At 69.8% G+C, this 12,600-nt stretch carries 18 protein-coding genes; 9 read left to right on the top strand and 9 right to left on the bottom strand.

What is annotated here, in order from left to right:
* Positions 1–28 precede the first annotated feature (28 nt).
* The 3 genes from PKE75_RS07165 to PKE75_RS07155 form a co-directional block, all read right to left on the bottom strand.
* Positions 29–304 (bottom strand): hypothetical protein, encoded by a 276-nt coding sequence (locus PKE75_RS07165; RefSeq protein ID WP_271168548.1) that lies wholly within the window; start codon positions 302–304, stop codon positions 29–31.
* A gap of 85 nt (positions 305–389) precedes the next feature.
* Positions 390–1,415: a hypothetical protein gene (locus PKE75_RS07160; RefSeq protein ID WP_271168031.1), complete on the bottom strand. Its 1,026-nt coding sequence runs from the start codon at positions 1,413–1,415 to the stop codon at positions 390–392.
* Complete coding sequence (locus tag PKE75_RS07155) at positions 1,415–1,855, bottom strand: cyclic nucleotide-binding domain-containing protein (RefSeq protein WP_271168030.1); 441 nt, start codon at positions 1,853–1,855, stop codon at positions 1,415–1,417. The genes PKE75_RS07160 and PKE75_RS07155 overlap by 1 nt, the downstream gene beginning before the upstream one ends.
* Before the next feature lie 165 nt (positions 1,856–2,020).
* Between PKE75_RS07155 and moaB the strand changes: the two genes are divergently transcribed.
* Positions 2,021–2,581 carry a molybdenum cofactor biosynthesis protein B gene (gene moaB, locus PKE75_RS07150; RefSeq protein ID WP_271168029.1) on the top strand — a complete coding sequence of 187 codons (561 nt, stop codon included), beginning with the start codon at positions 2,021–2,023 and terminating at the stop codon, positions 2,579–2,581.
* Between the two features lie 40 nt (positions 2,582–2,621).
* Positions 2,622–2,996, top strand: coding sequence for a barstar family protein (locus PKE75_RS07145; RefSeq protein ID WP_271168028.1), 375 nt, complete (start codon positions 2,622–2,624; stop codon positions 2,994–2,996).
* Positions 2,997–3,081: 85 nt separating this feature from the next.
* On the opposite strand, the gene rpsU is transcribed toward PKE75_RS07145, so the two are convergent.
* The 3 genes from rpsU to PKE75_RS07130 all read right to left on the bottom strand — a co-directional run bounded on the left by rpsU (position 3,082) and on the right by PKE75_RS07130 (position 4,087).
* A complete protein-coding gene (gene rpsU, locus PKE75_RS07140) occupies positions 3,082–3,348 on the bottom strand; it encodes a 30S ribosomal protein S21 (protein WP_271168027.1) in 267 nt (88 codons plus the stop codon).
* A 92-nt stretch (positions 3,349–3,440) separates the two neighbouring features.
* Positions 3,441–3,734 (bottom strand): hypothetical protein, encoded by a 294-nt coding sequence (locus tag PKE75_RS07135; protein WP_271168026.1) that lies wholly within the window; start codon positions 3,732–3,734, stop codon positions 3,441–3,443.
* Positions 3,735–3,877: 143 nt separating this feature from the next.
* Entirely contained in the window at positions 3,878–4,087 is a 210-nt protein-coding gene (locus PKE75_RS07130; protein ID WP_271168025.1) for a cold-shock protein, read from the bottom strand.
* A 318-nt stretch (positions 4,088–4,405) separates the two neighbouring features.
* Here PKE75_RS07130 and PKE75_RS07125 point away from each other — a divergent pair, with 318 nt between their 5' ends.
* A complete protein-coding gene (locus PKE75_RS07125; RefSeq protein WP_271168024.1) occupies positions 4,406–4,612 on the top strand; it encodes a hypothetical protein in 207 nt (68 codons plus the stop codon).
* A gap of 4 nt (positions 4,613–4,616) precedes the next feature.
* Here PKE75_RS07125 and PKE75_RS07120 read toward each other — a convergent pair whose 3' ends face one another.
* Entirely contained in the window at positions 4,617–5,300 is a 684-nt protein-coding gene (locus PKE75_RS07120; RefSeq protein WP_271168023.1) for a glycosyltransferase, read from the bottom strand.
* 124 nt (positions 5,301–5,424) lie between these two features.
* Between PKE75_RS07120 and PKE75_RS07115 the strand changes: the two genes are divergently transcribed.
* From PKE75_RS07115 to PKE75_RS07100, 4 genes are all read left to right on the top strand, one after another.
* A complete protein-coding gene (locus PKE75_RS07115) occupies positions 5,425–6,549 on the top strand; it encodes a PA0069 family radical SAM protein (protein ID WP_271168022.1) in 1,125 nt (374 codons plus the stop codon).
* A gap of 30 nt (positions 6,550–6,579) precedes the next feature.
* Positions 6,580–7,011, top strand: a complete 432-nt coding sequence (locus tag PKE75_RS07110; RefSeq protein ID WP_271168021.1) for a VOC family protein — start codon at positions 6,580–6,582, stop codon at positions 7,009–7,011.
* Positions 7,012–7,050: 39 nt separating this feature from the next.
* Positions 7,051–7,692, top strand: a complete 642-nt coding sequence (gene rnhB / locus PKE75_RS07105; RefSeq protein WP_271168020.1) for a ribonuclease HII — start codon at positions 7,051–7,053, stop codon at positions 7,690–7,692.
* 93 nt (positions 7,693–7,785) lie between these two features.
* The gene (locus PKE75_RS07100) at positions 7,786–8,919 is read left to right on the top strand and encodes a site-specific DNA-methyltransferase (protein WP_271168019.1); all 1,134 of its coding nucleotides are present in this window, start codon (positions 7,786–7,788) and stop codon (positions 8,917–8,919) included.
* Here the strand turns inward: PKE75_RS07100 and PKE75_RS07095 are convergent.
* Positions 8,888–10,072 carry an MFS transporter gene (locus PKE75_RS07095; RefSeq protein WP_271168018.1) on the bottom strand — a complete coding sequence of 395 codons (1,185 nt, stop codon included), beginning with the start codon at positions 10,070–10,072 and terminating at the stop codon, positions 8,888–8,890. The two genes, PKE75_RS07100 and PKE75_RS07095, sit on opposite strands and share 32 nt — an antisense overlap.
* Positions 10,069–11,166: an A/G-specific adenine glycosylase gene (gene mutY / locus PKE75_RS07090; protein ID WP_271168017.1), complete on the bottom strand. Its 1,098-nt coding sequence runs from the start codon at positions 11,164–11,166 to the stop codon at positions 10,069–10,071. The genes PKE75_RS07095 and mutY overlap by 4 nt, the downstream gene beginning before the upstream one ends.
* 76 nt (positions 11,167–11,242) lie before the next feature.
* Here mutY and PKE75_RS07085 point away from each other — a divergent pair, with 76 nt between their 5' ends.
* Together PKE75_RS07085 and PKE75_RS07080 are read left to right on the top strand one after the other, a co-directional pair.
* Positions 11,243–11,755, top strand: coding sequence for a DUF721 domain-containing protein (locus PKE75_RS07085; protein ID WP_271168016.1), 513 nt, complete (start codon positions 11,243–11,245; stop codon positions 11,753–11,755).
* 130 nt (positions 11,756–11,885) lie between these two features.
* Entirely contained in the window at positions 11,886–12,551 is a 666-nt protein-coding gene (locus tag PKE75_RS07080) for a DsbA family protein (RefSeq protein WP_271168015.1), read from the top strand.
* The last annotated feature ends 49 nt before the right edge of the window (positions 12,552–12,600 follow it).

Genomic DNA, 12,600 nt, shown 5'->3' with positions numbered 1-12,600 from the left:
GCGCCGTCCCGGGGCGGCGCGCCTTCGTTCACATCACGCCGCGATGCATCCGGGTCTTCATGACCCTTCCTGCAGCTCGGCGGTGACGTGGTTGAGCCGCTGGCAGGCCGAAATCGTTGTCCCCGAGACGCCGCACGGCGCTCTTCATGGTGTGGACGAGCCGGAAGATGTCGCCGAGGAACTTGGCGTTCGCCGGCTCCTGCCCGAAGTGGACGCGTTCGACGTCGACGAGATCGGGGTTTTCGGCGGTCTCGGTAGGGAAGTCGCGAAGCGGCTCGTCCAAAGTCGGTCCCCCAAGGAGCATCGCGACGGGCATCCTTGGAAATGATGCGGAATAAAGCATAACGGATGATTGAAACCGTCCGTCCCGGCGCAACGAATTGTTGCGCTCAGACCTTCGCGGCAAGGAACCTCAGCCCACGCCAGCCGATGTTCGAAATCGCGCCAAGCATCAGCCCTCCGAACCACATCAGCGCCGCCAGCAGATGCCTCATCAACATCTCGCCCACCCGCAGCGTCGTGCGGAAGACGCGCAGGCTGGCTTTGCCGGTGAGTTCGGCGACCGCCCGGCTTCGGGTTCCGAAGCGCGTGGTGAAGCGGCGAAGCTCGGGAAGTTCGCCGACGGAGCGGACATATTTCATCAACCGCACGGTCTCCGCCGAGCCGACCGCGCCGCCGACCGCGCGGAGCTCGGTCGAAGCGCCGAGGAGGGTCTCGACGGCGCCGGCCTCGCGGCCCGATGCGCGAATTGCGGACGTCTCTCCGGTCTTCGCGATGCGGCGACCGAGATCGGCGGCGAATTCCGCCGTCATGACGCCTGTTCTGCGGGCCGCCTTCAGGATGGAGACGCCGAAACGCGCCGGCGCGCCCGCGCCCGCCGTCGCGTAAGTCGCGGCGGTCGCCGCGACGCCGGCCGCGGCGAGACCCAGGATGAGATTGCTGTGGTCCTCGCCGCGCGCCATCTTCGATCCCTCGGTCGCGAGGTCGCGGACGTCGCCGACCAGCGTCAGGTCCGCGGCCAGCGCGCCGACGAGCGACGCCGAGCCGTCGATCTCTCCGGTCGCGAAGCCATGCGCGAGGCCGCGCGCGTCGCGCCACGCGACCGCCGCCGGCGCCTCCGCGGCGGTCAGCCGCTGGAGGGTCTCCGCAGGCAAAGGCCGGCCGAGCTCCGCGCCGAGATCGGCGAGCCCGCGCGCCAGCGCGACGTCGTCGGCGTCGAGCGCCGCCTGCGCCCTGGCGTCGAGCGCCTCGGGCGTCGCTACCTGCGACAGACCACGCTGGATCGCGACCTCAAGGGGGACGGTGAAGCCGAAGTCGGACGCGGCTCCGATCGCCACCGCGCCGACCGACGCCGCGAGCGCGACCCGGCTTCCGCGCGAGACCCAGTCGATCACCCGGACGGCCCGCGCGCCCATTACGGCGTCTTTGCGCGCATCAGCGCCGCATGGACCTCCAGCCGCTCGCTCCAGCGGTGGATGTCGCGCAGCAGCCGGGTCGCGAGCGCCGGATCCACGGCGATCAAGCCGTGGACGAGGTCGCGGGACGCGACCAGCACCTCGCAGTCGCTGTCGGCGAAAACGTCGGTCGGGGCGATCGCCTCGAGCGCCGCGACGCCCGACACCCAGGCGCCGGGCGCGTCGTCGCGCCAGACCAGCGCCTCCGAAACGCCGCGCACGAAACGCCGCATGGTCCAGCGGCCGCTGAGCAGGAAGTAGAATTCCTCCGTCGTTCGGTCCCGGGCGAGAATGGTCTCGCCCGCCCTATGGGCGCGAATCTCCGATTCGCCGCGGAGACGCTCCCATGTCGCGGGCGCGAGAGCGGCGGCGAACGGCGGCGCGATCGTCTTGATTGTCATGCCGGCGTCGGATCCGCGGTTTCTGCGCGTGAAAGATGGGTCGAAGGCGCGATCGCCACAAGTCGCGGCCGCCGCCAGGTCGATGGTCACGACCTCGGGAGCGGCCTCGCCCGGGCCGTGGCCGGTCTGGTATGATTGCGCCGTCTCGGCTGGAAGGAGTCTGTCATGTCGCGTTTCGACGAGGGACGGACGTTCGTCCCGCTCGGCATCGCCGTCGTCACGGTGTCGGACACGCGCAGCGCCGCCGAAGACAAGTCCGGCGACGTCCTCGCAGACCGCATCGCCGAGGCTGGCCACCACGTTGCGGGCCGCGTGATCGTGCGCGACGAGCGCGAGGCGCTGCGCGCCGCGGTCGGCGCCTTCGTGGCCGATCCTTCGGTCGACGTCGTGCTGACCACCGGAGGCACCGGCTTCACGGGCCGCGACGTCAGTCCCGACGCGCTGGAGCCGATGTTCGAGCGCCGTATGGACGGCTTCTCGAACCTGTTCCACGCCTATTCGAACGGTACGATCGGCACGTCCACGCTGCAGTCGCGCGCCACCGCGGGGGTCGCGGGCAAGACCTTCGTCTTCGTGCTGCCGGGCTCGACCGGCGCCTGCCGCGACGCCTGGGACGGCGTGCTGAGGGCCCAGCTCGACTACCGCCACCGCCCATGCAACTTCGTCGAGATCCTGCCGCGCCTCGACGAGCACCTGAAGCGCGGCAAGCTGCGCGCCGGCGCCTGAGAGCTGGAGACCGGCGGTGGGCCAGCGGACCGGGACTTTCATGTTCGCAGCCGACCTCACCGGCCGGATCAACGGCGCCTCGTTCCACTGGCGGCTGCCGCCGGACATCGTCCACGCCGGCGAATTGTTCTCCGCCTTCGCAAAGGCGCTGTGGCTGCCGCGGGATTTCCAGTCCGGCTGGGAAGGCCTGTTCGCCTGCCTCTGCGATTTCGGCTGGATGACGGACCGCAAGATCGTGCTGGTCCACGAGCGGCTGCCGAAGCTCTCCGACGTGGAGCTCAAGGCCTACCTCGCGACGCTGCGAGACGCCGTGCGGTGGTGGGACGACGACGACCCCCACCAGCTCGAGGTCGTCTTTCCCGAAAGCGAGCGGGAGCGGGTCAATCGCCTGCTGGGCGTGACGCCGCGGCCCTGAACGCGATCAGCCCGCGACGCGCAACGAGGCGCGGCGTGGGCTGACGATCAGTTCGGTTGAAAATCAGTCGGCGCAAAGGCCGGCGTCAGGCGCCGGTCGAGCGGACCGGCATGCCTGGACGAGCCAGGACCTTCTTCTTCGGACCGGGAATGAGGCCCTCGCGCTGAGCGGCCTTGCGCGCAGCCTTGCGCGCGCGGCGCACGGCCTCGCCCTTCTCGCGGTTGCGGCGTTCCGAAGGCTTCTCGTAAGCCCGGCGCTGGCGCATCTCGCGGAACACGCCCTCGCGCTGCATCTTGCGCTTGAGAGCCTTGAGAGCCTGATCAACGTTATTGTCTCGAACGACGACTAGCAAAACGTCTCCTAATCGAATGAGTTTGGATCCAAGAGCGACATGAACGCCGGACGCCCGCCCTCACGAAGAGAGCCGACCACCCGCACGAATTTTCAGGCCGCCCGGGCGTCCGCGGGCTCAAGCCATTGCAGAACGCCATCCTTGAAGACCGGTAGATCGCCGGCCGCGACGACGTCGGCGGAGGCCCCGGTCGGGGTCGCCTTCTTGTCCGACAGGGTCAGCTTGAGGTGATGACCCGTGTCGGCGAGGAAATCGACGTCCCGCACCCCGTGCATCTTTTTAAGCGCCGAGGGGCTGGTCGTCAGTTCGCCGGAAGCGGCTACGCTCCCCATCTTGGCGAGGTAGCATTCGAACTCGAACCTGGCCGGAGCGCGTTCGCCGTCCATTTCGAGAATTCCGGAACACGTGAGAGAGCCCAGATAGCGCATAGTCCCGTGCTCCTCTCGAGAATCTCCGAAAGCGCCACGCGACGCTTCACCGTCACCCGCGACTGGCCGCGGATCATGAAGCGTCGCCGGCGTTCAAAGCTTCACTGCAGAGCGAGACGCTCGGCCGAGCTCTTGCCGCTGCGCTGATCGCGAACGATCTCGTAGCTGACCTTCTGACCTTCGCGGAGCTCGCTCAGACCCGAACGCTCAACGGCGCTGATGTGGACGAACGCGTCGGCGCCGCCTTCATCCGGCGCGATGAAGCCGAAGCCCTTCTGGGCGTTGAACCATTTAACCGTACCAGTCGCCATTTTAGAAAAACCTCTAGTGATCTGCGCCCAGGCGGAATTGGTGGAGCAATCACAACCCAGAGTTCGAATTCACAGCCGAACGCAGGATCGGATTATTTTTGCCTGAGCGTCTCCTTATCTAGAGATCTTACCGGGAAATACAACGGGAATAAAATTCCGCGAGAAATCTCTGTTAGCCCCGCCGAAAAGAGCGTCTAATGCAACGCGCCCAGGCGTCGCACGCCAGGGGCCGCATTCTCCCTCGTATCGATATAGCGCCTCGCGATCGCGCGGCGAGTCGCGCGAGGGCGTCCACCTCCGAAACAGAACGGCTTTCACATGTCGGACCATAAATTCACGATCGGCCAGCATGTCACGCTCGCCGCCAGCGGGTCCGCCCGCGCGTCGGGCGCGTTCGAGATTCTCCGGCTGATGCCGGCGACCCGCGAGGATCTGGAGCCGCAATACCGGGTGAAGAGCCGGACGGAAAACCATGAGCGCGTCGTCGCGGAGGGGCTGATCACCCTTCGCAAGGACGCCTTCTGACGACTCAGCCGTAAAGGCGCGCCACCAGCCGAGGCGGGACGCGCAACATCAGGAGACCGGCGCCGAGCGCCGCTTTCGGCCCGGCCCGCCACGCTTCGGCCCGGGGCGCCGGGGCGAGCGCCCGGGCGCGAAGCCGCACGATGCGTCCGCGGCCGATGCGGCGGATGAGGTCCGCGTCCGCCATCGCCGGCAAGGGGCGGAAGCCGCCCAGCCGTTCATAAAAGCTCTTGTGGATCAGCAGTCCCTGTTCCGGACGCGGCAATCCCGTGAGCAGCCCGGCCAGCCCCGCGAGCCGTTCCGCCAGCCGATCGCGCCCGCCGAAGCCGTCGACGCCATAGCCGAACACCGCCGCCCGCCGATCCGCCTCGCCCGTGCGTTCCAACGCGTCGATCAGCGAGCGCACCTCGCGGTGCCAGCCCTCCTCCAGCGTCACGTCGGGATCGAGAAACAGCAGCCAGGGCCCCTTGGCGCGACGCGCCGCGGCGTCGAGCCGGTCGCCGCGGGCGAGACCGCCCTTCAGCGCGTTGCAGCCCGCGAGATCGGCGACTTCGAGGGTCGCGTCCGTCGAGCCGCCATCGGCGATCGTGACGTCGCGCACGACGCCGTCCGCGGCGCCCGGCACGAGGGCCGCGAGCGTCGTCACGAGCGAGCGCTCGTGGTTTCGGGTGGGGATCACCACGCTCAGCATAACAAGCTGCCTAGCATGGGAAAACCGCGGAGTCCGTGGCGTTTGGGCCCGCTTCGACCGCAAAAATACGCGATTTCAGCTGATGTTCTTGATTTGTTCGATTGCGAGACCTAGCTTCAAGGTCATGTCGCAACCCGCACGCTCATTTCCCGATCCCGAGGCCGCCGCGATTGGCGGCGGGCGCCGTCGCGGCCGCGGGGCCGTCAGCAACGCCAGCGGCCGTTTCGAGCCGCTGTCGCGCATCGAGGAAGACGACGGCTGGGAGGGGCTCGGCGACCGTCCGCCGTTCCGCACCGAAGTCGCGATCGAGACTGCGCGGACCGCGATCACCCGCAACCAGTCGCCGGATATCGCCTTCGACCGCTCGATCAACCCCTACCGCGGCTGCGAGCACGGCTGCGTCTATTGCTTCGCACGGCCGACGCACGCCTATCTCGGTCTGTCGCCCGGGCTCGATTTCGAGAGCAGGCTGACGGCGAAGCCGAATGTCGCGGAGCTGCTGCGGCGAGAGCTTTCGGCGCCGGGCTACAAACCGCGCACCATCGCGCTCGGGACCAACACCGACCCGTACCAGCCGATCGAGAAGACCTACCGGCTGACCCGCAAGATCCTCGAAGTGCTGGAGGAGACGCGTCACCCCGTCGGTATCGTGACGAAGTCGGCGCTGGTGCTGCGCGACCTCGACATCCTGTCGCGGATGGCGGCGCAGGGGCTCGCCAAGGTCGCGATCTCGGTGACGACGCTCGATCCTGAGCTCGCCCGCCAGATGGAGCCGCGCGCGCCGACGCCGGCCCGCCGGCTGGCGACGATCGCAGCGCTCAAGGAGGCGGGCGTGCCCGTCGCCGTGCTGACGGCCCCGATCATTCCCGCGCTCAACGATCAGGAGATCGACCGGCTGCTGGAGTCTGCCGCGGCGGCCGGCGCGAGCGAGGCCGGCTACGTGCTGCTGAGGCTCCCCGACGAGATCAAGGATCTGGTGCAGGAGTGGCTGCTCGAGCATCATCCGGACAAGATGCGGCGCATCCTGTCGCTGGTGCGCCAGACCCGCGGCGGCAAGCTCTACGACGCCGGCTGGGGCAAGCGGCAGACCGGCGAGGGCGTGATCGCCTGGACGATCGGCCGCCGCTTCGAGATCGCCTCGCGGCGCCTTGGCCTCGACCGGCGCCACCTGAAGCTCCGGACCGACCTGTTCACGCCTCCGGTTCGGGAGGGACGCGGCGAGAGATCGTCCCAGCTGTCGCTGTTCTGAGACGACGCCTCGCTGGATTCAAGGTTCGCCGTGCAGCCGCCCCTTCGTTTGACTTTGCTCACTCTCGGCGTCGCCGATGTCGCGCGCTCCACCGCATTCTATGAGGCGCTCGGACTCAAGCGGTCCAGCGCCAGCAACGCGGACGTCTCGTTCTTCGAAAGCGGCGGCGTCGCCCTGGCTCTCTTCGGTCGTGAAGCGTTGGCGGCGGATGCGGGCGTAAGCGCCGACGGCTCGGGGTTCAGGGGCCAGTCGCTCGCCTGGAACCTCGGCTCGCCCACCGAGGTGGACAAGGCGGTGGTGCGGATAGTGGCGGCCGGCGGCTCGCTGGTGAAGCCGCCGCACAGGACATTCTGGGGCGGCTACGCAGGCTATGCGGAGGATCCTGACGGCCATCTCTGGGAGATCGCGCACAACCCGTTCTTCCCGTTCGACGACGAGGGAAGGCTTCGCCTGCCGGACTGACGGGGAGACGTCTTCCGCCGAATCATCGATGATCGGCCGATGGTCTCGAAACCCGTCGCACCGCCCAAGCCCGTCGCGAGCTTCAAGCGCGAACGCGACGCGATGAAGGCCGGCGCGCGTTGCGTCGCGGGCGTCGACGAGGCCGGCCGCGGCCCGCTTGCAGGGCCAGTGGTGGCGGCGGCGGTCGTCTTGGACCCACGCCACGTCCCGAAGGGCCTCGCAGACTCAAAGATGCTCAGCGCCGTTCGCCGCGAGGAGCTGTTCATCGAGATCATGGCGACCTCAGCAGTCGCCTTCACCGCGGCCTCGACCGACCGGATCGAGCGCATCAACATCCGCGGCGCGACGCTCTGGGCGATGGCGCGCGCGGTCGCGAGCCTCGGCGTGCGGCCTGATCTCGTGCTGGTCGACGGCCGCGACGCGCCGCCCGGCCTCGCCTGCCGGGCCGAGCCCGTGATCGGGGGCGACGCGCTGGTGCAGTCGATCGCGGCCGCCTCCATCGTCGCCAAGGTCGTGCGCGACCGGATGATGGCGCGGCTCGGCGAATGCTTTCCGGCCTATGGCTTCGAGCGGCACATGGGTTACGGCACGCCGGAGCATCTCGCGGCGCTCGCCGCGGTCGGCCCCTGCTCCCACCACCGGCGGAAGTTCGCCCCGATCGCAGCGCTGCTTGCGGCGTAAGCGTTCCGTTAACCGCGTTTCCTAACCCCGACTTTACGTTACCGAACCAAGAATCCGACCTGTCAGAAGCGTTAAGCAGGACGGATTCATTTCATGGCGTTCCAGCGTAACGGCGCGGCTCTCGCCGCCCGGATCGATGCTCCATCGCTCCCCCTCGACACGATCCTGCTCGGGGATTGCATCGCCGAACTCGAGAAGCTGCCGGCGGCGTCCGTCGACCTCGTCTTCGCCGATCCGCCCTACAATCTCCAGCTCCAGGGCGATCTGCGCCGGCCGGATCAAAGCCTGGTCGACGCGGTCGACGACGCCTGGGACCAGTTCGAGAGCTTCCAGGCCTATGACGCCTTCACCCGCGCCTGGCTGCTCGCGGTCCGCCGCGTGCTCAAGCCGACCGGCACGCTGTGGGTGATCGGCAGCTACCACAACATCTTCCGCGTCGGCGCCAGCCTTCAGGACCTCGGCTACTGGATCCTGAACGACGTGGTGTGGCGCAAGACCAACCCGATGCCGAACTTTCGGGGCCGCCGCTTCACCAACGCCCACGAGACGATGATCTGGGCGTCGCGCGGCGCGGACGCCAAGGGCTACACCTTCAATTACGAGGCGCTGAAGGCGGGAAACGAGGATCTTCAGCCGCGCTCCGACTGGCTGTTCCCGATCTGCTCGGGGGCTGAACGCCTCAAGGGTCTGGACGGCCGCAAGGCGCACCCGACCCAGAAGCCGGAAGCGCTGCTCGCGCGCGTGCTGCTGTCGGCCTCGAAGCCCGGCGACGTGGTGCTCGACCCGTTCTTCGGCTCCGGCACGACCGGCGCCGTGGCGAAGCGCCTGGGCCGCCATTTCATCGGCGTCGAGCGCGACCGCGACTACGCGGCCGCCGCGACCGCCCGCATCGCAGCGGTCGTGCCGGAAAGCGAGGAGTCGATCGCCCAGGCCCCGGCGAAGCGCGAGGCGGCGCGCGTCGCCTTCGCCACGGTGGTCGAGCGCGGACTCGTCCCGCCGGGAACCCGGCTGACCGACGAGCGCGGCCGCCACGAGGCGATCGTGCGCGCCGACGGCACGCTCGGCTTCGGCGCCGTGATCGGCTCGATCCACCGCATCGGCGCGATCGTGCAGGGCCGCGAGGCCTGCAACGGGTGGACCTTCTGGCATGTGGCCGAAGGGCGGACCCTCAAGCCGATCGACGCCTTCCGGGACGTCATCCGGGCGGAAGGCGCGCTGGCGGGCTGACCACGCGGCGGCCGAAGACCGCGATCACCGCGGCGGCGGCGACGAAGACGAGGAAGCCGACGCGCAGTCCGAACGCATGCGCCAGGAAGCCGACGCCGGGCGGCGCGAGCAGCTGCCCGCCATAGCCGACCGTCGCGATCATCGAGAGCGCGGCGGCCGGGGCCACGCCGGCCACGCGGCCCGCCGCCGAAAACAGCATCGGGACGACGTTGGCGAAGCCGAAGCCCGCGAGAGCGATGCCGGCATAGGCCACCCACGGATTGGGCGCCACGACGACGAGCGCCAGCGCGAGCGTCGCGAGCGCGCCGGAGGCCTGCATCGCGCGGCCGGCGCCGAGCCCTCCCACGATGCGGTCGCCGAGCAGACGGCCGACGGTCATGGCGGCGGAGAACGCGGCGTATCCGCCGGCGGCGACCGCAAGCGGGGCGCCCGCGGCGTCGCGCAGGAAGACCGCGCCCCACTCCATCAGCCCGCCCTCGCAGACGAAGGAGCAGAGCGTCAGCGCGCCGAGCGCGACGACGGCGGCGTTCGGCCGGCCGAACGGGCGCTCCCCCGTCGACGGCTCGCCGCCCGCCAGAGCGAGCCATCGGCTCGTTCCGACGACCAGCGAGATCAGGACCGCTGCGACCAGGCCCATGCCGAGGGGCGCGCCGGCGCCGGCCCCGATCAGCCCTGCGCCCGCGGCGCCGCCCGCGAGCCCGCCGACGCTGAAGAAGGCGTGGACCGACGACATGATCGGCCGCCTCCAGGCGCGCTCGACCGCGGCCGCCTGCGCGTTCATCGAGATGTCGAGGACGCCGACCGCAAGCCCGATGGCGAGCGCGGCGCCCGCAAGCGCCAGGGCCGTCGGCGCAAAGGGCGGCGCGGCGAGCGCCGCGGCGAAGCTCGCTCCCGCGCACGTTGCGACCGGCGCCGCGCCGAAGCGATGGATCAGCATCGCCGCCGCCGGCATCGAGGCGACCGCCCCGACGCCCATCGCGAGCAGCACGAGCCCGAGCGTGGCGTCGTCGAGCGCCAGCCCCGCCTTCAGCAACGGAATATGCGCCGCCCAGACGCCCAGGCCGGCGCCGGTGACGAACATCAGCGCGGTCACCGCGACGCGGGCGCGTTGCAGACCGGAGCGCGACGGCGCCGCTGCGACGGAAGCCGTCATCGCGCCTGCGGGGCGCTGCGCGCGGCGCCGATGGCGTGGATGACGACCTTGCGGAAGGCGGAGGGGATCGCCTCGCCGTCGAGCGTCGCGATCGGGACCCAGCGCGCGCCGTCGGGCGCAGCCGTCGCCGCGGGAACGCGCGTCGTCAGAACCGCGAGCTCCAGCGCGAAATGCGTGAACACATGGGTCGCGAGGCCCGACGCCCTGCTCCAGCGCGCCGCGAGCGGAGCCTCGGCCTCGAGCGCGGCGGGCGTGGCGTCGAGATCGACGTCTTCGGCCCAACGCCCGGTCGGAATTTCGGTCATTCCGCCGAGCAGGCCCTTTTCGGGCCGGGTGCGGACCAGCGCCATCCCGTCCTCGCGCTCGACCCAGAAGGCGACGCCGCGCCGCGTGGGACGGACCGCCTTCGGCGCCTTGCGGGGATAGAGCTCCTGCGTCCCGGCCTTGCGGGCCGCGCAAGGGCCTGACCACGGGCAGAGCGCGCAGGCCGGGCGCCGCGGCGTGCAGATCGTCGCGCCGAGATCCATCATCGCTTGCGCGAAGTCGCCCCAACGGCCGGGCGGCGACAGCGACGCCGCGAGCCTGCGGATCAGCGGCTTTGCGCCCGGCGTCGGCGCCTCGACCGCGAACAGGCGCGAGACGACGCGCTCGACGTTTCCGTCGACCACCGTCGCCTTGCGGCCGAAGGCGATCGCGGAGATCGCGGCGGCCGTATAGGCGCCGATCCCCGGCAGCGAGAGCAGCTCGCCCTCGCTCTCCGGAAATCGGCCGCGGTAACGCTCCGCCACCGCCTTGGCGCAGGCGTGCAGGTTGCGCGCGCGGGAGTAATAGCCGAGGCCCGCCCAGAGCTTCAGCACGTCCTCAAGCGGCGCGGCGGCGAGCTTCGCGACGTCCGGGAAGCTCTTCAGGAAGCGCAGGAAGTAAGGCCCCGCCGCCTTCACGGTGGTCTGCTGCAGCATGATTTCCGACAGCCAGACGCGATAGGGATCGGCGGCCTCGCCCGCAGACGCCCGCCACGGCAGCGTCCGCCGGTTGCGGTCGTACCAGGCGAGAAGGGCGGCGGGGTCTGGAAGGGTTTCGGCGGCGGCGGCCAAGCGATAGACTCGAAATCCTGGAAGAGAGGCGACGGGCGTCGCCGGTCGTGTACGCCATATCGAGCGCCGGAGCGCCATGCTCAAGCCGTCACGCGCCAAACGCCTGTCCGATCTGTTGCCCGCGGCGCTCGGGCCGGCCGCCGCTCGCCAGGGCTTCGCCGGCGCCGAGATCGTGTCGCGCTGGGAGACGATCGTCGGCCCGGAGATCGCGGCGTGCGCCGCGCCCGTGAAGCTCGCGGCGCCCCGCCCCCAGGGCCCTGAAACCGACCAGCCGCCGCCGCTTTCGACGCTGACGCTGCGGGTCGAGGGCGCTTTCGCGCTGGAGATCCAGCACCGCGCGCCGGAGATTGTGGAGCGCGTCAACGCCCATCTCGGCTGGCGCTGCGTCGGCGTGGTGAAGCTCAGGCAGGGCGGGGCCGCGTCCTATCGCGCCGCCCGGACCGGTCCGAAGCCGCCTCCTCCCGCGACGGACGAGGAGACCCGCAGGGTCCGCGCGGCCACCGCGTCCGTAGAGGAGGAAGGGCTGGCGTCCGCGCTCGAGCGGCTTGGACAGGCGGCGCTCGCCAAGGGTCGGATGGAGCGGCCGTGATCGGCTCGACCGGGCCTGCAACTTTTTGACGCCACAATCCGCTTGCGAATAGAGGCGGATGCCGCGAGGTTTGCGGCCGCCTTCTCACGAGGCCGCGCACACGCGGCCCGCGACGCCTGAGGAACCGCCCGTGACGCTGACCCGCCGCCGTCTTCTGGAAACCGCCGCTTTGTCCGCCGCGGGCTTTGCGGCGATGTCGCTGCTGCGTCCGTTCGGCTTCGTCTCCGAGGCCTCCGCCCAGGCGCCCGATCCGCAGGAGCTCGCGGTCGCCGGCCCTCTCGGCGACAAGGTCGAGGGCAAGGCCGACGCGCCGGTCACGATCATCGAATACGCCTCGATGACTTGCGGGCACTGCGCCCATTTTGCCGCCGACACCTTCCCGAAGCTGAAGGAGCAGTACATCGACGCCGGCAAGGTGAAATTCATCCTGCGCGAGTTCCCGCTCGATCCGCTCGCCGCCGCCGGCTTCATGATCGCCCGCTGCGCGGGGGACGACAAATTCTTCCCGGTCGTCGACCTGCTGTTCAAGGAACAGAAGCAGTGGGCCTACGCCGACAAGCCGGTCGAGGGCCTTCAGGCGCTCGCCAAGCAGATGGGTTTCACACAGGAGAGCTTTCAGGCCTGCTTGACGAATCAGGAGCTGCTCGACGGTGTGAACGCAGTGCGTGAGCGCGCAGTCGAGAAGTTCGGGGTGAATTCGACGCCGACCTTCTTCATCAACGGGAAGATCTACCGGGGGGCCATCGAATTTGCCGACCTCGAGAAGATCCTGCAGCCGCTGCTCGAAAAGGCCTGAGATCTTCGCAGGCCTTGAGCCTGCCTGCGCCGCGTCGGGCGGCGGCCAT

The sequence above is a fragment of the Hansschlegelia plantiphila genome (genome assembly GCF_027922265.1).
Lineage (GTDB): Bacteria > Pseudomonadota > Alphaproteobacteria > Rhizobiales > Methylopilaceae > Methylopila > Methylopila plantiphila.
The sequence above is the reverse complement of the archived record's forward strand: the minus strand, read 5'-3'. Positions and strand labels throughout refer to the sequence as shown.

Bases quoted from the DNA above. Each gene is read 5' to 3' on its own strand.
- PKE75_RS07115 (WP_271168022.1), top strand. From the start codon at position 5,425: ATGTCGCAACCCGCACGCTCATTTCCCGATCCCGAGGCCGCCGCGATT.
- moaB (WP_271168029.1), top strand. From the start codon at position 2,021: ATGTCGCGTTTCGACGAGGGACGGACGTTCGTCCCGCTCGGCATCGCC.
- PKE75_RS07145 (WP_271168028.1), top strand. From the start codon at position 2,622: ATGTTCGCAGCCGACCTCACCGGCCGGATCAACGGCGCCTCGTTCCAC.
- PKE75_RS07085 (WP_271168016.1), top strand. From the start codon at position 11,243: ATGCTCAAGCCGTCACGCGCCAAACGCCTGTCCGATCTGTTGCCCGCG.
- PKE75_RS07165 (WP_271168548.1), bottom strand. From the start codon at position 304: ATGCTCCTTGGGGGACCGACTTTGGACGAGCCGCTTCGCGACTTCCCT.
- PKE75_RS07155 (WP_271168030.1), bottom strand. From the start codon at position 1,855: ATGACAATCAAGACGATCGCGCCGCCGTTCGCCGCCGCTCTCGCGCCC.
- PKE75_RS07135 (WP_271168026.1), bottom strand. From the start codon at position 3,734: ATGGACGGCGAACGCGCTCCGGCCAGGTTCGAGTTCGAATGCTACCTC.
- PKE75_RS07120 (WP_271168023.1), bottom strand. From the start codon at position 5,300: ATGCTGAGCGTGGTGATCCCCACCCGAAACCACGAGCGCTCGCTCGTG.
- PKE75_RS07095 (WP_271168018.1), bottom strand. From the start codon at position 10,072: ATGACGGCTTCCGTCGCAGCGGCGCCGTCGCGCTCCGGTCTGCAACGC.
- PKE75_RS07100 (WP_271168019.1), top strand. From the start codon at position 7,786: ATGGCGTTCCAGCGTAACGGCGCGGCTCTCGCCGCCCGGATCGATGCT.
- rnhB (WP_271168020.1), top strand. From the start codon at position 7,051: ATGGTCTCGAAACCCGTCGCACCGCCCAAGCCCGTCGCGAGCTTCAAG.
- PKE75_RS07160 (WP_271168031.1), bottom strand. From the start codon at position 1,415: ATGGGCGCGCGGGCCGTCCGGGTGATCGACTGGGTCTCGCGCGGAAGC.
- PKE75_RS07130 (WP_271168025.1), bottom strand. From the start codon at position 4,087: ATGGCGACTGGTACGGTTAAATGGTTCAACGCCCAGAAGGGCTTCGGC.
- PKE75_RS07125 (WP_271168024.1), top strand. From the start codon at position 4,406: ATGTCGGACCATAAATTCACGATCGGCCAGCATGTCACGCTCGCCGCC.